The organism is Limnobacter sp. (assembly GCF_046297615.1).
In the GTDB taxonomy this organism is placed as follows: Bacteria; Pseudomonadota; Gammaproteobacteria; order Burkholderiales; family Burkholderiaceae_B; genus Limnobacter.
Window position 1 is genome coordinate 202426 of the sequence record NZ_JBKBHM010000003.1, and the last position, 18191, is coordinate 220616.

Here is an 18191-nt window from a genome sequence, read left to right on the forward strand (position 1 = left end):
CACCCATGAACGCACGTCAACACGCAACCCACACCTGGCTTGTTCAACCCATTCTTCCAGTGGTGGTCATCGACTCGGTGGACCAAGGCCTGCAGATTGCCGAAGGCCTTCTGCAAGGTGGAATCTCACAAATTGAAATCACCTTGCGCACACCCGCCGCCCTGCCCGCCATGCAAGCCATTGCGCGCGCATTTCCCGAGATGAAGCTGTCCGCAGGCACTGTGTTGCGGGCTGAGCAATTTGACCAATGCGCTGAAGCGGGTGCCACCTTGTTCATCTCCCCGGGGCTGACCGAGGCATTGGCCCAACACGCACTGGACGGTCATTTCAATTGGGTGCCCGGCACAGCCACCGCGTCGGAAATGATGCATGCCTTAGAACTGGGGTTTGATCTGGTGAAGTTTTTTCCGGCCATGGCGGCTGGTGGCCCCAAAGCCTTGGAAGGCATTGCCACACCACTGTCCGGTGTGCGTGTGGTACCCACCGGGGGCATAACACTGGCCAACCTGAAAGACTGGAAACCCATCCGCGCTTTGGCGGCAGTGGGCGGCACCTGGCTGACACAGGGCCTGGGCCAAGTGGCCTGCATTCGGGACGAAGTGGCCGCACGCAGCGCAGCAGCACTGAACGCATGGAACGACGCCTGAACCGAGAACCGTCATGAGCACTCTGAATGCCAGCCCCCTGCATGTGAACCTTGAGCGCCAACACCATTGGCAAGCTGCCCAAGCCAGTCATGCACACGCCACTGAACGCATCACCCAAGGCCTGAAGGCACTGTTCACAGGGCAGGTGGTGAACCCGTCTGAACAACGCGCCGCAGGCCATTGGGCGCTGCGTGCCGCCCAACGCAGGCCACAGTACCCACAGTGGGTCGGCTTGAACCACCAAGGCACTGATGTACTTGCACAGGCGCAAGAGGTTGAAAACCGCCTGCTCCGTACCATCGATGACATCCGCGCGGGCCGCTACACCACCTCCACCGGTCAAACCTATGACAGCGTTTTACACCTGGGGATTGGTGGGTCCGACCTCGGGCCTCGACTGCTTCATCAAGTCTTCTCTGCCTTGGGATTGAATCGTGAATCGCCCATTCGGCAGGCGCGGTTCGTGGCCAATGTGGACTACCACGAGATGAAGGCCGCGCTGGATACCCTGAACCCGGAAAGAACACTGGTGATCGTCGCCAGCAAATCTTTTTCCACCCGTGAAACGCTGAATAACCTGGCGCACATCCGTCGCTGGCTGGAGCAAGTCAGCACGCAGCATTGTCAACGCTCCATTCTGGCGGCCACCTGCAAGCCCAACAAAGCAATTGATTCAGGAATTGCCGCAGAACAGGTGTTTGAATTCAGTGAAACAGTGGGCGGACGTTACTCCCTGTGGGGGCCCGTGTCGATGGCCATACGCCTGATCCACGGTAACCAGGCCTTTACAGAATTCTTGGATGGTGCTGCAGCAATGGATGTGCATTGCCTGAACACACCGGCCCCCCGGAACCTTGTTGTACAACTGGCACTGGCCGATGCAGCCAATCTGGCAGCGGGGCTGGAATCGTTGATGCTCAGCCCCTACGATTCCCGGCTGGGTTTGCTGGTGCCCTATCTGCAGCAGTTGTGGATGGAATCCTTGGGCAAAGGCGTGACCACCAACGGGGCACCACTGACCGACACACCCTGCCCGGTGCTGTGGGGCGACGTGGGCACCAACGGGCAACATGCATTTTTTCAGATGCTGCACCAAGCCCCCCTGAAAACCGCCATCGAGATTCTGGCCGTTGCAGTGCCCGACCACTCTGAAGCAGAGACACACGATTTGCTGCTCTCCCACGCGCTCGCGCAGGCGGAAGCCTTTTCCAGTGGCAAACTGAATACCCTGGAACAGGCCAAGGACCCGGCGGTGAACTTCAGAACCTGCCCCGGCCAAAGGCCTGTCACTTTCACTTTGATGAGCAGGCTTACCCCACACGCCTTGGGTGCATTGCTGGCACTTTGGGAACACCGAACGGTGGCTTTGGCAGTCGTGCAAGGAATCAACCCCTTCGACCAATGGGGCGTGGAACTGGGCAAAGTGATTTCAGAGGACATCGCCGAAGAACTGCGAACACGGCGATTCCATTCAGACAACCCACAGACCCGGAACTTGATGACTTTGCTTGAACAGGTACGACATGCAAACGCTTGAATGGCAACCCGCCAAGGTACCAAGCTGCGCACTGGCAGAAAGCCCCCGCTACGCCCACGGCGCATGGGTGTGGCTGGACATCACCGGGCGTAAGGTGTTCAAGGCAACATCACTGCCCGCGACCAACCCCGCCGAGGTGCAAAGCCTGAGCCTGCCGGACGAAATTGGCTGCATCTTGCCGACCCCCAACCCCGATGTGTGGGTGTTGCTGGGCCGGCAGGGGGTCTACCACCTGCACCAGTGGCAGCATGTTCAGGCCATTGCACACGCCCCTTACGATGCAGCCCTGCACCGCTACAACGATGGCCGCGCCGACCCACAAGGCCGCATCTGGATTTCCAGCCTGGTGGATGAACGAAAGCCTGCCACGGCCGCCTTGTATCGCCTTGAAGGGCACACCGCACAGGCCATGGTGGGCGACCTGATTGTGGGCAACGGCCTGGCCTTCAGCCCTTGCGGGCAACGCCTGATGTTGGCCGACACCCGCCAGCGCAGCGTGTGGATGTTCGAATTTGATGCCGCCACGGGGCAACTGGGTGAACGCAGCCTGATGCACCACTACACCCAAGGCACAGAACGGCCGGATGGTGCCTGCATGGCTGCCGACGGCAGCTATTGGGTGGCGGTGCTGGAAGGGTACCGGCTGGACCGGTTTGGGCCCGATGGCCAACTGATGGACCAAGTGGAATTACCCGTGGCCAAACCGACCATGCCCTGCTTCGGAGGCCCGGGCCTTCAGCAGCTGATGGTGACCTCAGCCACACCCGACAGCCAATTCCCTAACCGGGCAGGCTATGAAAACAGCAGCGTGATTGTAGCCAACACCGCCGTTCGCGGCTTTGCTGAAGCGTTCGCCAACGTGAATTGAACCGGCGCCTGCTCAGGAGGCATATCGGCTTTCAATGAGGTGCTTTTTCAGGCGTGCCATGTTTTGCTGCACACCCTTGCCCAAACGAATGGCCACGCCGGTGGCCAATACATCCACCATGCACAGGTGCAAGAGGCGCGACACCATGGGGCTGAACTGTTCATACAGTTCTGTGTGGTCTGCGGCCAGGTGCACATGCACCAAGTCGGCCAATGGCGAACCCGAGGCGGTGACAGCTATGGTGGTGGCCCCCGCTTTACGGGCGATTCGGCAAGCCTCCAGCAAATCTTCACTGCGGCCTGAATTGGAAATGATGATCAGGCAATCAGATTTTTTCAGCATGGACGCAGCCATGATCTGCAAATGTCCATCGGAATAAGCCTGCGCAATACAGCCCATCCGAAAGAACTTGTGCTGCGCATCCAGCGCCACAAACCCGGAGTTACCCACACCATAGAACTCCAGCTTGCCTTGCGCCTTGACGCACGCAGCAATGGCATCAATGGCTTTCTCGACGGGCTTGCTGACTGCACTGTCGCGGTAACTGCTCAGTGTGGAAATGGCGTTGTCGAACACCTTGTGCACCAAGGCATCGGCACCATCACTGGCTTTGACAGACTGGTGTACATACGGCACCCCCTCCGATGCACTGGCCGCCAGAACGAGGCGGAAGTCGCTTAAGCCCTCATACCCCAGTGCCCGACAAAAACGCACCACGGTTGGCCCGCTGACTTTGGCCTGCCGGGCCAGTTCAGCCACCGGCGCTTTCAGAAAGGCTGTTGGGTCGACCAACACCAACTCCGCCACGGCTTGCTCAGCCGGGGACAGGGAGGGCAAACCCAAACGGATTTTCTCGAGAACATGCATCTTATTGAATTACAGGTAACGGTGTAATGCATGTTATCGAGTTTCAAAGGGGTGTGCAAAACGAATACACTGAAGGGCTGAGCAGCCACTCTAAATGAATGTTTTTTCGCGTCAACGGGTTTATTTTTCGGGATGAACATGTCACTGTTGGAGACGGAACCTGACCCTTCTGACACTGCAAGGCCCCAAGCCATGAACAATCACTTTTCGTTTCTCGGTGGCCATGAAGGCCCATGGCAGGTCACCCACTGCGAAACACTCATTGGCCCACCCTTGGCTGATGTGACGAGAATCAGTGTTGTGAATGGACCCGCGCACAGCTTGGGCAACAAGGCCACCTGGACGCTTCAAGGGTTCACCAGCAATGTTCGCTATGCAGAACGACATGAGATTGAGCTGTTGCGCGCCAAACAGGAAGGCCTTGGACGACAGGCATCCGTGTGCGCTGCATTGATTCCCATCAAGAAGAACCCGCAATGGTGGGCAATGGCTCAAGATGAACGCCGGGCGATTTTTGAGGCCCAGTCCCACCACACTGAAATTGGCCTGGCCTACCTGCCGCAGATTGCTCGGCAACTCCACCATTCTCGCGACTTGGGCGAGCCGTTCGATTTTTTGACCTGGTTCGAATTTGCGCCTGAACACACACCAGCATTCAATGAACTACTGGCCCACTTGCGACGGTCCAAAGAATGGGAGTACGTGGAGCGGGAAATTGATATTCGGCTGATCAAGCCACTTTGAGCGCGTTTTAATCCTGTGATCACGCATTCAGCAGTGCCGCACAAATGGCCCGCGTTTCATCGTCTGCAATCGAATGGGTCAGCAGGCCTTCAATGGCAAAAACGCTGATCTTCACACGGGCTTCCAGCTTGTCTGCGGCAACACCCGCCTGCTGCAATTCATGCCTCAGCATGGATTCACTCAAGGCGTGAAATTCATCGTGCCACGCCAAAATGGTTGGGGACTTGTCCAAGCGGCTGTGTACGGTGCTGACCAAGCGGTTGACCCGCGCAAGCTGTTTGGCCACCCACAGCAGCCTGTCCACAGGGTCAGATTCCGACATCAACAGATACGCCTGCGCATTGGCGGAAAACTCCGCGTCGAGCACAGCCACCAACACCTCATCTTTGTCCTGAAAATACCAGTAGATGGTGTTGGGTGCGACACCCGCCGCCGCCGCCAGACGGCTCATCGACGTGGACTCGTACCCTTCCTCGATGAACAGCGCCCGGGCTGCAGCAACAATTTCTTGCCGCTTGTCTTCTTTGTCCTGGTTTCGTTTGGTTTTGGCCACACAGGGCTCCCGCTGCGTTGGTTCATAGCCCCCGAAGGGGCCGTGTTGTTGTGTGTATTGTATCAGCAGTTGAATAGCATTCAACAATGAGGTATGCTTCATGTTGAATGTCATTCAACAAACAGCATGTCACAGGCTCAAGCATGGCTAAAACACTTTCAAAAGACGATTTGCCGCGGCTGTCCACAGTCGAGCTGCTCCAATTGTTTTCAGGCTTGCAAGCCCCCGCATTGGACGAAATGCACGGCGAATACAGGGCGCGGCTGCTGGCTCAACCCAACTGGCTGGCTGCTGCGGCAGGCTGGTTTGCTGTGGCCAACCCACTGAGCCGCTGGCAGTGCAAAGCCTTTCGACCAGTCGACGGGCAAACAGGCCGGGGCTACAACACCTTTTTGCAGGGTGGTCGCATTGTGCAGCGCTACCCCATGCTGACGCTGCTCGCCCCTTCACGCTTTGATGGTCAACCGGCCTATCAACTGGTGTACCGCCACTTTGAATCTTTGTGCGGCGACATGAACATGGTTGATGAAGTCCGCAAGGTTGGCCCGGGGCTCTATCTGGGTATTGGCACCTGGGGCTTTACGCGGGGCCAACGCCACAACCCGCAACCCTTTGTGCTGGAGGGCCCTGTGGCCCCTTACCGTGGGGACATTGGCCAAACACGCAAGAATTTTGTCATCAGCACGCGGGAATTGCCCGCCACTTCAGGAGTTTGAACATCATGAGTCAATCCAACCGTACCGCCCTGGTCACAGGGGCCTCCGCCGGCATTGGTGCCGCCTTTGCACGTCACCTGGCCTCAGAAGGCTATTCACTGCTGCTGGTGGCCCGCCGCGCAGAACGCTTGAATGAACTGGCCAAGGAGCTGAGCGCCCAACACGACGTGCGCTGTGATGTGTTTGCAGCCGACTTGAACGACCCGTCGGCGCCCGCACAAATCATGGCGTTTGCGCAGGAACAAGGCATCACCATTGATGTGTTGATCAACAACGCCGGGCTTTCCGGCAAAACCGCGTTTGCAGACACCCCTTGGACCACACTGGCGGGCGAAATTCAACTCATGGTGACCGCCCTGACAGAGCTGTGCCATCGCGTGTTACCCGGCATGCAAGAACGTGGATGGGGCCGCATTGTGAACCTGTCCTCGCTGGCGGCCTTCTCGCCACCGGGTGCCAGCCTGCTGTACACCGGCATCAAGAGTTATGTGCTTAACATCTCTCAATCGCTGGACATGGAACTGAAACCCCAAGGCATTCATGTGACCGCATTGTGCCCGGGTTTCACACGCAGCGAGTTTCACGACACCATGGGCACACGAGACGCCGCCAACAAGTTACCCGCCGTGCTGTGGCAGGATGCGGACGATGTGGTGCGCGAAGGCTGGCAAGCGGTGATGAAGGGTAAGCCAGTGTGCGTGCCGGGTGTTGTAAACAAGTTGGTGGCCAGCAGCGTGCGGCCCCTGCCTGTCGGGCTTCAGTACCACTTGGGCAACAAGTTGAACCCGTTCAAGGAGTGAGGGGGCGGGCTCTGCACTATCAGTCCACAAACCAGTGCTCACCTTTGCGCCTGACTGGTCCAAACAAGAACACGTCAGGAAATAACTTGTGCCGCAAGTACAGCACAAACCCAATCAAGGCGAAATTGAGAATCATTGCCCCAATACTGCTTGCGGAGACAGTCGACAAGTCATTGAACCAGCGTGGAGCACTCACAAAGCACAACAATGAATACATGTTGTACGCAGCGAGTTTGTGGTGATAAAACCCAAAGATCATCAACCCTTGGATCAGCAGAACCGTCAACACAGCCACCCATCGGGCACCTGTACCGAACGCGGACGTGACCGCGTATGTCAACACCACAGCACCCAACGTTTGAATCAGAAGAATAGTCACCAGAATGTTGACCTTCCGCTCTTGCTGTTCGCTACGCTGAGGGTTTACATACGATGCGATGTAATACGCCAGTTGATCGTCCTTAACACCCTGTCCGGTCAGTTGCTTGAACACGGTGCTTTTAGGGACGCCTGCAGACAATAGCTCAAGGACTTTGGCTTTGATCTCTTTCTTGGTCATGCTGTGGCTGGGTGCGCTAAAGTGAGTACAGCACCTAGATTAGTTGCGCAACCCAAGGGTGAATAAGCGCCTGACTGGGTGAGAGTGGTTACACAATCCAAAAATGGAGAAACGAAGTGCTTCGCTTGTTGCTGACGCTCTTGTTGAGCTTGACTGCCCTGCTGCAACCCAGTGCTGTGTGGTCGGAGGACACTTTGGGCCTGCCCGGTTTGGTCAATGTCAGTTGTTCAAACCCCGCACATTCACCGGTGGTGTTGGTGCACGGCACGTTTGCCAATGCCCGCAGGGCGTACTCCAGCATGGCCCCCGTGCTGAAGGACCAAGGCCTTTGCCTGTACGCCTTGAATTACGGGCGCAATGGGTTGCCCGGCGTCAATGGCACGGCGGATATTCAATCTTCCCTGGCTGAAGTAGTCAGCTTTGCACAGTCTGTATTGCAGAAAACCGGGGCCAGCAAAGTCAGCCTGATTGGCCATTCACAGGGCGGCTTACTGGCCTTTCTGGCGGCCAAATCACCTGAATTGGCGGGGCGCATTGACCGCATTGTGGCTGTGGCACCCAGCCTGAACGGCACGACGCTTGTGCCCAACAATCTTTCTTCCATGCACTGCCCGGCTTGCGCACAGTTGGCCAGTCAGTCACCCTTCATGGCCACAGTCCGAATGGAAAAACTCAACCCAAAGGGCGTCAACGCTTTGGTGCTGGCCACCAAAAACGACCTTGTGGTTACCCCGGTTGAGAGCCAGTTTTTGAATGAACCCGGCGTGACCAACCTGTACATTCAAGACCGGTACCCGGGCGTGTATGCCACGCACTCAGGGCTGTTGCACGTGCCACAGGCTGTGGGCTTGGTCAAAGATTTCCTGCTTGACGCATTGCCCGCCTCCACGGCCATGTCAGGGCCTTGAGTCAGGCCTTGTATTGTGCAGGCTAAGCCACCTGATTGCTGTCATTCAAATAAGCGGTGATCCAGTTGGAGAACTCACAGGCCAGGTGCCAGCGATGTTCGGTCACGTACCAGAACGGCAGGGTTGATGGGAAGAAGACCGTCAGTTTGCACTTGAAGCCCGTGGGTGCATTGGCAAACTGGTGCAGCACCCCGCCAATCTGTTTTCCGTTGATGTTCTTGGCGGGCCCCTTGAGCCGAACCGGATACTCCGGGTCCAGCGAATAAGGCAAGGTTCCTTCTTGGCTGTAGTCGATTTCAAAGTGGGAGACCACCAGCGCACCGCCAGTTTCCTCAATCACTTCTTGCCCAACATCCCCAGCCTTCCGAATCAGATAATGGTCGGGGCAGGCCCTGAGCAGGGCCAGTTGATTGTCTTGAATGGTTTGAGTGTTGAACCACTGGACAAAGCCTTCTGCTGTACCCATGTCGCAGTGCAACTCGGCCACACTGCCAGAGAACTGGTTGGGTGCAGCCGCCAATGAGGAAGCCAGATCTGACAGCAATAAATCATTGCGAACCAAGGCACGCATGGCTTCGTCCCCCGCTTTGATTTTGGCCTGTGCAAGCAATTCACGCTCTTGAGCAATGTTGTCGATAGACGCACCGGGCCTGAGCAACAGGGCGCTGAGGTCAAGCAGCGTTGCCGCTGGCAGGTTGGATTTCATGCGCTGCGCAACCACTTGAAGGCGACGGGCTTCCCATTCCAACACCTGTTCCCGCTGCACGGTTTGATTGCCGATGAGCGCCACAATTTTGGGATTCACCCCGCTATCCGATGAACTCGGTGTGGTTCGAGCAGCGCTTGACCCCGACTGACTGTCCTGAGTACACCCTGCATTCAACAAGGCCCCACCCACGACCGATGTGCCCAAAGCAAGCGAGCGCGCCATAAATAGGCGGCGACTGGACAAGAGATTCATACAACACCTTAAAGCAACTGTAGTTGCGTTAATGTAGTTTAGAATATTCAGGAAAGTCAACTACTTCCGGTGAGTGCGTGTCGAACCAAGCTTTGAAGTCGCAGAGAAGGACAGGCGGTCGCTCTGCCATGGTTCTGAACGCCATTTATGCCAGCACCTTGCAGATTCTTGAGGAAAAAGGGTTTTCGGGCCTGGAACTGACCGAAGTTGCGCAACGGGCGAATGTCAACAAAACAACCATCTACAGGCGGTGGTCAAACAAATCAGCCTTGCTGCTTGAGATGTTGTCGTTCATCGCAAAACAGCAGGTCACCGGGCGTGACACAGGCGCGTTGCTGACGGACCTGATTGCTCTGTTGCAAGACATTCAGGTGATGCTGAGATCGCGTGCCATTCGCGCTTTGTTGGCGGCTTCCATCGACGGCAGCCTTGATGCCACAGCAGTGTCAATGCGGCGTGCTTTCTTCAACGAACGGTTTGAAAGAAGCGGGGAAATTATCCGACGAGCGGTTGCCCGAGGTGACTTGCCCAAAGGCGCGGACAGTCGGCTGATTCTTGAAGACGCGTGCAGTGCGGTGTACTTTCGGTTGCTGATTACTGGTGATGACATCAGTGACGACGATTTGCGCCTGTTTGCGCAACGGGCCATATTGAGAGCTGTCTAGGCCTCGCCCAACTCCTTGAGTACATCTTCGCAGAACGCCACGTACTGGCGTTCATACTCAATACCCACCTCCAGAATACGGCGCTGCAACACCATGGCGCGGGTTTCCTTTTTGCCTTCGAAGTCTTTTTTGTGAATGGCGCGGTACAGGGCCAGTTGTTCACGATGGCTGGCCAAACGTTGTTTCAGGCCGTCGGCAAGGCCGTCTGGGCCAACCACCGCCGCCGCGCGTATGCGCACCATCATTTCATCGCGCAGGTTTTTGTGTTCCGAGGGCAAGGCCATCCAACGCTTCAATTCGGCTTTGCCTGCGGGCAACACTTCATAGGTGCGCTTGCGGCCCCGTGCGCCTTCGTCGGCGGACGACTGCACCCAACCGGCTTCTTCAAGGCGGACCAATTCCCGGTAAATCTGCTGGTGGGAGGCTTGCCAAAAATAGCCTATCGACTTGCTGAAGCGGTGGGCCAGTTCAAGGCCTGAACTGGGCTTTTCCAGCAAGGAGGTGAGCAAAGCGTGGGGCAGTGACACAGTGTGCAGTGCAATAACAATGGGGATGCCTGAGTGTAGGCGCAGGCTGCATTTTATGCAACCAGTTGCAATAGTTCTGAAGCTGCGCTATAAATTGCAACCAGTTGCATAACACCCCAACACTGGAGTACCCACGCATGAACGCCGTCAGCACGCCCGCCGCCCCCTTCCCTCACCTGCTTGCCCCGCTGGACCTGGGCTTCACAACCCTGAAAAACCGGGTGCTGATGGGGTCGATGCACTTGGGGCTGGAAGAAGCACCGCAGGGCTTTCACCGCATGGCGGCCTTCTATGCCGAGCGCGCGCGCGGTGGTGTGGGCCTGATTGTGACGGGCGGCATTGCCCCCAACGACGACGGTGTGGTGTTTGCTGGCGGTGCCAAGCTGACCAATGCGCATGAAGTGGCTGAGCACAAAATCATCACCGATGCCGTGCATGCCGAGGGTGGCAAAATTGCGATGCAAATTCTGCACACGGGCCGTTACAGCTACCAGCCCAACCAAGTGTCGGCCAGCGCGGTTAAGGCGCCCATCAACCCCTTCACACCCAAACCCCTGAGCCATGAAGACATTCTGCGCACCATTGACGACTTTGCCCGGTGCGCAAGCCTGGCCCAGGAGGCTGGTTATGACGGTGTGGAGGTGATGGCCTCTGAGGGTTACCTGCTGAACCAGTTCATTGCTGCACGCACCAACCACCGCACCGACGAGTGGGGTGGCACCTTTGAAAAACGCATCCGACTGCCCATTGAGGTGGTGCGCGCCATTCGCCAAAAGGTTGGCCCCAACTTCATCATCATTTACCGATTGTCCATGCTGGACTTGGTGGAAGGTGGGTCGTCACTGGACGAGGTGGTGAAACTGGGCCAAGCCATTGAAGCCGCAGGTGCCACCATCATCAACACCGGCATTGGCTGGCATGAAGCGCGTATTCCCACCATTGCCACCAAGGTGCCCCGTGCGGCCTTCGCTTGGGTAACCAAGAACCTGAAGGGCAAGGTGAACATTCCGCTGGTGACCACCAACCGGATCAACACCCCCGAAATTGCCGAGCAGGTGCTGGCCGATGGCTGCGCGGACATGGTGTCCATGGCGCGCCCTTTCCTGGCCGATGCGGAGTTTGTGAAAAAGGCGGCGGAGAACCGCAGTGCCGACATCAACACCTGCATTGGTTGTAACCAGGCCTGCCTGGACCAAACATTCCAGTTGAAGATTACCTCGTGCCTGGTGAACCCACGGGCCTGCCATGAAACCGAAATCATCAACCAACCCGTTGATGTGCGCAAACGCATCGCAGTGGTGGGTGCAGGCCCTGCAGGCATGAGCCTGGCAGTCACGGCTGCTGAGCGGGGCCATGAGGTGCACCTGTTTGACGAGAACAGCCAGGTGGGTGGGCAATTCAACATTGCCAAAACCATTCCCGGCAAGGAAGAGTTTCACGAAACCATCCGCTACTTCGAGCGCCAGTTGGCACAGAAGCAGGTGCATGTTCACTTGAACACCTGGGCCACCCCGGAAATGCTGAAGGAAGGCGGCTACGACGAAGTGGTGCTGGCCACCGGCGTGGTGCCCCGCAAGCTGGACATTCCGGGTGCAGACCACCCCAAAGTGCTGGGTTATCTGGATGTACTGCGCGAACGAAAAACCGTGGGCAAAACCGTGGCGGTGATTGGTGCCGGTGGCATTGGCTTTGACACGGCCGAATACCTGACGCATGAAGGAGTTTCCGCCAGTGTGGACCTGGAGAAATTCAACCGTGAATGGGGCATCGACCCCACTTACACCAATGCAGGCGGCCTGACGACTGAGCATGTGGAGGAACCACCACGACAAGTCATTCTGCTGCAACGCAAGACCAGCAAAGTGGGCAGTGGGCTGGGCAAAACCACGGGCTGGATTCACCGCGAAGGCTTGGTGAAAAAGAAAGTGCAGATGGTGCCCGGTGTGCAGTACAAACGCGTGGACGACGCTGGCCTGCATGTGGAAATCAATGGTGAACCGCAAACCCTGCCAGTGGACCACGTGGTGGTGTGCGCAGGCCAGGAGCCCCGCCGGGACCTGCAAGCCGAGCTTGAAGCCGCAGGCTTGAAAGTTACCCTGATTGGCGGCGCAGATGTTGCAGCCGAGCTGGATGCCCGGCGTGCCATCAATCAGGGCGTGCGCTTGGGTGCGGTGATCTAACCCCTTCCACACCCGCAGCAGGTCACAGTCGGCGGACCTGCTGCAACAGCCGCCCCAACTGCGCGGGTGGGCACAGCCCCATCACAATGCGGTCGGGGCGCACCAGGGCCACCATGGGCTTGTGGCGGGTTTTGGCAAGGAAGGTGTTTTCAAGGTCTTCCAGTTCATGGTTGGCCAAAGAGCGCGTGCCCTTGCGCGCCACGATGGTGGACACCTGTGCGCCCAGGGCGCTGATGGCCTCCCGTCCCGTCACATCCAGCACGGTGTGCGGGTCTACACCCAAACCCACCACGCTGATGGTGTTCCCCAGTTCATCATCGCTCCAGGCAATCTGGCCTTCGGGGTTGCGTACCAAACCTTGCGGAAACAGGGCACCGCATTCCAGGCCAGCATCCGCAGGGCGAAACTTGTGGGTAAACAGGCCGCGTTTGTATTGGTTCTTGGGTTTGATTTCCAGTTCTTCAAGGTGATTGCGCACAGGCTCAATCAGGCGCGCCGCTTTCATCAGGTTATGCACCACCAGGGCACGCAGGGCACTTTGCGGCATGATGAGCCCGCCCATACGCCGGGCCAGATTAATCATGCTGTTGGCGTGGGGTCGGCGTTCTTGGTCATAGGTGGACAATGCCTTGGGTTGGCACGCCCCGCGCAACACCCAAGCCAGTTTCCACGACAGGTTGGCCGCATCACGCAGCCCCGCCACCAAGCCCTGCCCCACAAACGGCGGCGTGATGTGGGCTGCGTCACCGATCAGAAACACCTGCCCCTTTTGAAAAGTTTTGCTGCACCGCGCATGAAAGCGGTACACCGCTTTGCGTTCAATGTCGATGGGCCCGTCACCCACCCACGGCTTGAGTTGTTTGCGAATAAAGCCGTCGTCCAAAGCCTCTTCACGACTCTGCCCCTTGCCCAACATAAACTCCCACCGTTCGCGACCACCGGGCGCAGGCATGTGGGGTGTGGGTAACTTGGGGGTGCAGATGAATTCGACATGGCTCATCTGGCTGGTGTCACGGTTAATGGCATCAACAATCAACCAATCCTCAGCATAGCTTTCGCCTTTGAAAGACAGCCCAAGCGACTCGCGAATGGATGAGGAAGCCCCATCGGCCGCAATCAGGAAACGGGAGCGCACGGTACGCTGTTCGCCGTTGTGCAATTGAATGACGCTGGTCACATGATCGCCATGGTCCTGAAAGGACACCAAGCTGGTGCCCAGCAAAGGCGTCACCTTGGGGTACTTGGCGACATTGTTGCGCAGCGCAGCTTCCAGTTCGGGCTGATAGAAGGTGACCAGCTTGGGGTGCCCGTCAATGCTGCCCGAGGTGTTGCCACGCCCGAAGGTACCCGCCAGTGGGCTTTTCATGAGCACTTCGCGGATGGTGTGTTTGGCGAAGGCGTCTTCAGCCAACCCGGCATTCTGCAAAATGCGCAGGGCTTCATTGTCCAGGGCAATGGCGCGGGGCATGGTGAGAATGTCGGTGGCCCGGTCAATCACCAGGGTTTGCACACCGTAACGCCCTAGAAAACTGGCCATGGTGGCCCCCACAGGGCCAAAGCCCACCATCAGAATGTCGGTTTGGGTCACTGTGTCGGGGCTCATGCTGCATGCTCCTCGGCAGCCACCAGAATGTCGACACGCAGCGGCAACAAGCCAAGGCTGGTGCGGGCCTGTTCTGCGGCGGCTGTATCGCTCACCACCAACTGCACCAGAAAACCGAATTGCTTGGATTGCTCCACGCACAAGTCCAACACCGCAATGCCTTGGCGTTCCAAAGTGTTTCGGGTGATGGCTTCGATCTCCCGCATTTTCAGGTCGGGTTTGAAAATTTTGCCGATGGGTGTCAGCGGCATGTTCGGCAACACCGTCACGGCCTTGGGTACAGCCGCCCGCTCGCTGAGGTTAGCCTGACAGAACGCCAGCAGTTCAGCCTCTGAGCACTGCCCACCTTCAACCAGTTGCACATAGGCCACTGGGAGTTCGCCCGCATGTGCATCGGGACGCCCCACGGCAGCGGCCAATTGCACTTGGGGGTGCTGATGCAACACGTCTTCGATGAGTTTTGGATCAATGTTGTGGCCGCCCCGAATGATCAACTCCTTCTTGCGCCCAGTGAGAAAGAAATAGCCCTCCGCGTCCATGCGGCCCAAGTCTCCGGTGTTCAGCCATTTCTGGCCATCGCCGCAGTCCACCCACAAACCCGCATTCTGCTCAGCCGTGGCATACCCCAAAAACACATTGGGGCCGGAAATCACCAATGCACCCACTTCGCCGGGTGCGCAATCACCCAGGTATTCACCTTGGTCGCCAAGGCGCACTGCCTTCATGGCTTGATGGGGAATACGCAGGCCAATCGAACCCAGCTTGCGCTGACCCAGCGGGGGATTGACTGAACTCACGCAAGTGCCTTCCGTGAGGCCATAACCTTCAAGAATTTTCAAGCCAGTGTTTTGCTCGAACCGGCGGAACACTTCCTCAGGCATGGGGGCTGCACCACACAGGCCGTATTCGAGACTGCTGACATTGGCATCGCCAATAGGCACATCCAGCAAACTGGAGTACAGGGTTGGTACCCCGCTGAAAAAGTTGATTTGGTGGTGCTGAACGACAGACCAGAACTGTTTGATCAAACCGGGCGTGCGGTAGCCTTGGGGGCCAGCCAACACCACATGTGCGCCTTTGGAGAATGGCAGCAAGCCTGTGACCAACACGCCGTTAACATGGAACAGCGGCAGCCCACACAGCACGGTTTTGCCCGCGCCGATGCCATCACCCAAGAAACGCGAGGCTGACCATGCGTTGAACACTTCATTGCGATGCGTGCGCAGGGCCACTTTGGGCAAGCCGGTGGTGCCCCCGGTGCAGAAGCAGGACGAGACATCCGAGGCTTGTGGCCTGTCGGCAAACATCAGCCGGGCACTGTTGAAACGGCGCACCAGTGCGTGAAAGCTGTGAACCTGCGCCCCCCAGGGCAAAGGGTTGCTCACCCGGTTCTTCACGCCCAACAACACATGCTCGGCCATTTGAAGCGGCTTGGCCACAATGCCTTTTCGGCCTTTGACATGGTGAACCGCGTCCACCAACACCACATGGCGCAGCGAGGGCACACGGGCCAAGTGGGGTTTGATTTTGTTCCACAGGTCGGTGCCGGGGAAAGGCGACAAAGTGACCAACACTTTGGCTGAAACCGCATTCAGCAACTCGGCCAATGCAGCCCCTTCCAAAAGGGGGTTCAGAGCAGCCACCCTGCCTGCGGCTTGCCCGCCCCATATGGTGAGGTGGGTTTCGGGCAGGTTGGGCAGGATGTAAGCAACGGTGTCTTGACGGGTCACACCCAGATGACGAAACGCATTGGCTGTCTGGTTGATGCCGTGAAACAGGTCACGGTAGGACCAGCGCACCGGCTTGCGGTGGGTTTGCATGTCCATGAAAAAAGACAGCGCAGGGGCATGGCCCCATTGCCTAGCCGCGTGTTCAATCAAGCTGTACGTACTGGCCGAGGGCTCGTCGGTCCATGGGGTACTTTCCAGCGCCAAAACATCCTGAAGGGAACCAATGCCTGCCATGGTGCTACTCCTTCAAGCGCGGGTTTTGGCGGGCACAACCACGTTGCGCTGCTCGCCAAGGTTGAGGGTGCCGCAGGCACTGCGAATGGCAGAAACCACCACATCACCGTGCTTCAAATATTGGCTGCGTTGGGCCTGCACTTTCATAAACACTTTCCACTTCAGCGCCTCGGGCAACAATGCCCCCACACGCTGTTTGCCCGGCGAGGGAATGGCCAGCGCACAACCCGCGGGTGTGCCAGTGGCGATAAGGTCGCCTGCATACAGGTCGTGCACCCCGCTCCATTCGGTGAGGGTTTCTTCCGGGCCAAACACAAGGTTGGCGGTGCTGTCCTGCTGGCGCACCTCGCCGTTGACGGTGAGTGTCAGGTTCAATTGACGGATGAGCGCATAGTCCTCATCGTCCAGCAAACACAGGTAAGGCCCAACAGGTCCGAAGGTTCGGTAGCTTTTGCCTTTGTAAAACTGCATCTGGGGAATTTGAATGTCACGCGCGGAGTAGTCGTTAACAATCACAAGCCCTGCAACATACTGTTTGAGGTTGGCCTCATTCACTGCAATGGCGTGGGCAATGTCCTGCCGAAGCACCAAGCCCAACTCCACTTCATAGTCCAGAAACTGAACGAAATCGGGTTTCTCCAGCGGGCTGTCCGCAGGCACGATACAACTGGATGCCTTGGTGAAAAACATGTTGAACCGTTTGGCATCGGGGTCCATGCCGGACTCGATCATGTGCTGGCGATAGTTGGCCCCTTGACACAGGAACTGTTGATTGCGCGTAACCGGGGACAACACGGTGACCTCACTCAAAGTCAGCGTTCGTGCTGCGCCGCTGTTGAGTTCACTGCGAATGGCGCTGGTGCTGTACGCCTGAATGAATTCAGCCGTGGTGGTGCAGCGCTGTTGAAGAGGGACGATGTAGTCGCCTTGCAGGACACCCCACTGGTTGGCGTTGTTGTGGCGGAAATGAAGGATCGAAATGGCCATGGAATCTGCTCCGGTTCAGGTGGTGGGGGTGTGCTCAACCAAACAGGCGGGCCAGTGTGGCCAGCTTGCGAAGGGTGAGGTCCGGTGTGTTTTTGAGGTTGTCGGCCAGCGCACGCAGCGCGCGGGCATTCATCTTGGGTTTGGTGAAACTGGCGGGCATGGGCTGGCCCCACTGCGCCATGTGTTCACGGCTGACCGGGTGTATGCCGGTGGGTTGTGCGGCGGTGAACAGGTCGCCATCGCTGTAGTGCTCGTGCTTGGCGCCCCACGGGTCGTTCCAGTAATCGAATATTTGGCTGCCCAGAATGTGACGCCCCATGCCCCAGGCGTGGCTGTAGCCTTTGCTGCGCAGTTTGCGCTGCCCCATGCCCACGGCATCGGCGTCCACCAATTCAAAGGCACTGTGTGAATAGGTGGCCATAAACCCTTGGGCGATTGCCAGCGTGTGGTGGTCGGTGGGCGTGTCACCCAGGTTGAGGCGGAAGAAAGTGACTGCGGGAGAACCATCGGGCAACACCTGCACATCGCTGGGAATGAAACCAAAAGTGCGTGTGTACCAAGCACTGACGTGCTGGTAGTTGGCCACTTCCAGCACCACGTGGCCCAGCCTGACCACCTCGACATCCTCGGCGCTTCGCTGGGTTGCGTTGATTCGCGGCGTGTGGCTTGGGCTGTTGACAGGCAATGGGGGCCGGGTCGCCAATTCTGGGCAAGGGTTCAAACCCCACACGGCGTGTACTTCAAAACCGGCCGGGTCGTTGAGTACCAACACACGGGCCTCAGGGTCTTGCGGGTGCGGCACAGGGGCTTGGTGGCCCAGCTTGCGTGCCAGCGTGTTCAGATCAGCCAGTGTGGGCACCTGTAAACCAAAACCAATGAAACGGTCTTGCTTGCCCTTGCGTACCCAGTAACAAAATGGCGCACGGGCAGTGCCGCGCATCAACAGGGTTTGGTCGGTTTTGCTGACCGTGTTCAGTCCAAAGTCCTGAAGAAAGGTTTGGGCTTTGTTCAAGTCGCTGCGCTCGAAGACCAGATACAGCAGGGCCGTGGCCTTGACGATTGGGCTGTCGCAACGCGCGGGCTGAGGGGTGAGTAGTCGTGTCAT

At 57.8% G+C, this 18191-nt stretch carries 18 protein-coding genes; 9 read left to right on the forward strand and 9 right to left on the reverse strand.

What is annotated here, in order from left to right:
• Positions 1-5 precede the first annotated feature (5 nt).
• From eda to ACK4FF_RS08110, 3 genes are read left to right on the forward strand one after another with little or no spacing between them, the layout of a single operon-like run.
• Positions 6-647, forward strand: coding sequence for a bifunctional 4-hydroxy-2-oxoglutarate aldolase/2-dehydro-3-deoxy-phosphogluconate aldolase (gene eda / locus ACK4FF_RS08100; protein ID WP_409707162.1), 642 nt, complete (start codon positions 6-8; stop codon positions 645-647).
• A gap of 13 nt (positions 648-660) precedes the next feature.
• Positions 661-2184 (forward strand): glucose-6-phosphate isomerase, encoded by a 1524-nt coding sequence (locus ACK4FF_RS08105; protein WP_409707165.1) that lies wholly within the window; start codon positions 661-663, stop codon positions 2182-2184.
• Positions 2171-3052 (forward strand): SMP-30/gluconolactonase/LRE family protein, encoded by an 882-nt coding sequence (locus ACK4FF_RS08110; protein ID WP_409707168.1) that lies wholly within the window; start codon positions 2171-2173, stop codon positions 3050-3052. The genes ACK4FF_RS08105 and ACK4FF_RS08110 overlap by 14 nt, the downstream gene beginning before the upstream one ends.
• A 12-nt stretch (positions 3053-3064) precedes the next feature.
• Here the strand turns inward: ACK4FF_RS08110 and ACK4FF_RS08115 are convergent, their stop codons facing one another.
• On the reverse strand, positions 3065-3919 hold the full coding sequence (locus ACK4FF_RS08115; RefSeq protein ID WP_409707171.1) for a MurR/RpiR family transcriptional regulator: 855 nt from the start codon (positions 3917-3919) through the stop codon (positions 3065-3067).
• Positions 3920-4111: 192 nt separating this feature from the next.
• Here ACK4FF_RS08115 and ACK4FF_RS08120 point away from each other — a divergent pair, with 192 nt between their 5' ends.
• Positions 4112-4663 (forward strand): chlorite dismutase family protein, encoded by a 552-nt coding sequence (locus ACK4FF_RS08120; protein WP_409707174.1) that lies wholly within the window; start codon positions 4112-4114, stop codon positions 4661-4663.
• A gap of 19 nt (positions 4664-4682) precedes the next feature.
• On the opposite strand, the gene ACK4FF_RS08125 is transcribed toward ACK4FF_RS08120, so the two are convergent.
• A complete protein-coding gene (locus tag ACK4FF_RS08125) occupies positions 4683-5216 on the reverse strand; it encodes a TetR/AcrR family transcriptional regulator (RefSeq protein ID WP_409707177.1) in 534 nt (177 codons plus the stop codon).
• A gap of 143 nt (positions 5217-5359) precedes the next feature.
• Between ACK4FF_RS08125 and ACK4FF_RS08130 the strand changes: the two genes are divergently transcribed.
• Both ACK4FF_RS08130 and ACK4FF_RS08135 read left to right on the forward strand, forming a co-directional pair.
• The gene (locus tag ACK4FF_RS08130; protein ID WP_409707180.1) at positions 5360-5932 is read left to right on the forward strand and encodes a hypothetical protein; all 573 of its coding nucleotides are present in this window, start codon (positions 5360-5362) and stop codon (positions 5930-5932) included.
• A 5-nt stretch (positions 5933-5937) separates the two neighbouring features.
• Complete coding sequence (locus tag ACK4FF_RS08135) at positions 5938-6732, forward strand: SDR family NAD(P)-dependent oxidoreductase (protein ID WP_409707183.1); 795 nt, start codon at positions 5938-5940, stop codon at positions 6730-6732.
• Positions 6733-6751: 19 nt separating this feature from the next.
• On the opposite strand, the gene ACK4FF_RS08140 is transcribed toward ACK4FF_RS08135, so the two are convergent.
• On the reverse strand, positions 6752-7291 hold the full coding sequence (locus ACK4FF_RS08140; RefSeq protein WP_409707187.1) for a hypothetical protein: 540 nt from the start codon (positions 7289-7291) through the stop codon (positions 6752-6754).
• A 116-nt stretch (positions 7292-7407) separates the two neighbouring features.
• Between ACK4FF_RS08140 and ACK4FF_RS08145 the strand changes: the two genes are divergently transcribed.
• Entirely contained in the window at positions 7408-8199 is a 792-nt protein-coding gene (locus tag ACK4FF_RS08145) for an alpha/beta fold hydrolase (RefSeq protein WP_409707190.1), read from the forward strand.
• 22 nt (positions 8200-8221) lie between these two features.
• Here ACK4FF_RS08145 and ACK4FF_RS08150 read toward each other — a convergent pair whose 3' ends face one another.
• A complete protein-coding gene (locus ACK4FF_RS08150; protein ID WP_409707193.1) occupies positions 8222-9004 on the reverse strand; it encodes a hypothetical protein in 783 nt (260 codons plus the stop codon).
• 284 nt (positions 9005-9288) lie between these two features.
• Between ACK4FF_RS08150 and ACK4FF_RS08155 the strand changes: the two genes are divergently transcribed.
• Positions 9289-9825, forward strand: coding sequence for a TetR/AcrR family transcriptional regulator (locus tag ACK4FF_RS08155; RefSeq protein WP_409707196.1), 537 nt, complete (start codon positions 9289-9291; stop codon positions 9823-9825).
• Here the strand turns inward: ACK4FF_RS08155 and ACK4FF_RS08160 are convergent.
• On the reverse strand, positions 9822-10352 hold the full coding sequence (locus ACK4FF_RS08160; protein WP_409707199.1) for a PadR family transcriptional regulator: 531 nt from the start codon (positions 10350-10352) through the stop codon (positions 9822-9824). The two genes, ACK4FF_RS08155 and ACK4FF_RS08160, sit on opposite strands and share 4 nt — an antisense overlap.
• 137 nt (positions 10353-10489) lie before the next feature.
• Between ACK4FF_RS08160 and ACK4FF_RS08165 the strand changes: the two genes are divergently transcribed.
• Positions 10490-12532: an FAD-dependent oxidoreductase gene (locus tag ACK4FF_RS08165; RefSeq protein ID WP_409707202.1), complete on the forward strand. Its 2043-nt coding sequence runs from the start codon at positions 10490-10492 to the stop codon at positions 12530-12532.
• A gap of 22 nt (positions 12533-12554) precedes the next feature.
• Here ACK4FF_RS08165 and ACK4FF_RS08170 read toward each other — a convergent pair whose 3' ends face one another.
• From ACK4FF_RS08170 to ACK4FF_RS08185, 4 genes are read right to left on the reverse strand one after another with little or no spacing between them, the layout of a single operon-like run.
• Positions 12555-14135, reverse strand: coding sequence for an FAD-dependent monooxygenase (locus tag ACK4FF_RS08170; protein WP_409707205.1), 1581 nt, complete (start codon positions 14133-14135; stop codon positions 12555-12557).
• Positions 14132-16099 (reverse strand): acyl-CoA synthetase, encoded by a 1968-nt coding sequence (locus tag ACK4FF_RS08175; protein WP_409707208.1) that lies wholly within the window; start codon positions 16097-16099, stop codon positions 14132-14134. The genes ACK4FF_RS08170 and ACK4FF_RS08175 overlap by 4 nt, the downstream gene beginning before the upstream one ends.
• A gap of 12 nt (positions 16100-16111) precedes the next feature.
• Positions 16112-17086: a fumarylacetoacetate hydrolase family protein gene (locus ACK4FF_RS08180; RefSeq protein WP_409707211.1), complete on the reverse strand. Its 975-nt coding sequence runs from the start codon at positions 17084-17086 to the stop codon at positions 16112-16114.
• A 34-nt stretch (positions 17087-17120) separates the two neighbouring features.
• Positions 17121-18191, reverse strand: a complete 1071-nt coding sequence (locus tag ACK4FF_RS08185; RefSeq protein ID WP_409707214.1) for a VOC family protein — start codon at positions 18189-18191, stop codon at positions 17121-17123.

What these genes read in the sequence shown, in the direction of transcription:
- ACK4FF_RS08115 (WP_409707171.1), bottom strand. Translation starts at nt 3,919, where the DNA reads ATGCATGTTCTCGAGAAAATCCGTTTGGGTTTGCCCTCCCTGTCCCCG.
- ACK4FF_RS08170 (WP_409707205.1), bottom strand. Translation starts at nt 14,135, where the DNA reads ATGAGCCCCGACACAGTGACCCAAACCGACATTCTGATGGTGGGCTTT.
- ACK4FF_RS08175 (WP_409707208.1), bottom strand. Translation starts at nt 16,099, where the DNA reads ATGGCAGGCATTGGTTCCCTTCAGGATGTTTTGGCGCTGGAAAGTACC.
- ACK4FF_RS08110 (WP_409707168.1), top strand. Translation starts at nt 2,171, where the DNA reads ATGCAAACGCTTGAATGGCAACCCGCCAAGGTACCAAGCTGCGCACTG.
- ACK4FF_RS08155 (WP_409707196.1), top strand. Translation starts at nt 9,289, where the DNA reads ATGGTTCTGAACGCCATTTATGCCAGCACCTTGCAGATTCTTGAGGAA.
- ACK4FF_RS08105 (WP_409707165.1), top strand. Translation starts at nt 661, where the DNA reads ATGAGCACTCTGAATGCCAGCCCCCTGCATGTGAACCTTGAGCGCCAA.
- eda (WP_409707162.1), top strand. Translation starts at nt 6, where the DNA reads ATGAACGCACGTCAACACGCAACCCACACCTGGCTTGTTCAACCCATT.
- ACK4FF_RS08130 (WP_409707180.1), top strand. Translation starts at nt 5,360, where the DNA reads ATGGCTAAAACACTTTCAAAAGACGATTTGCCGCGGCTGTCCACAGTC.
- ACK4FF_RS08185 (WP_409707214.1), bottom strand. Translation starts at nt 18,191, where the DNA reads ATGACACGACTACTCACCCCTCAGCCCGCGCGTTGCGACAGCCCAATC.
- ACK4FF_RS08140 (WP_409707187.1), bottom strand. Translation starts at nt 7,291, where the DNA reads ATGACCAAGAAAGAGATCAAAGCCAAAGTCCTTGAGCTATTGTCTGCA.
- ACK4FF_RS08180 (WP_409707211.1), bottom strand. Translation starts at nt 17,086, where the DNA reads ATGGCCATTTCGATCCTTCATTTCCGCCACAACAACGCCAACCAGTGG.
- ACK4FF_RS08135 (WP_409707183.1), top strand. Translation starts at nt 5,938, where the DNA reads ATGAGTCAATCCAACCGTACCGCCCTGGTCACAGGGGCCTCCGCCGGC.
- ACK4FF_RS08120 (WP_409707174.1), top strand. Translation starts at nt 4,112, where the DNA reads ATGAACAATCACTTTTCGTTTCTCGGTGGCCATGAAGGCCCATGGCAG.
- ACK4FF_RS08165 (WP_409707202.1), top strand. Translation starts at nt 10,490, where the DNA reads ATGAACGCCGTCAGCACGCCCGCCGCCCCCTTCCCTCACCTGCTTGCC.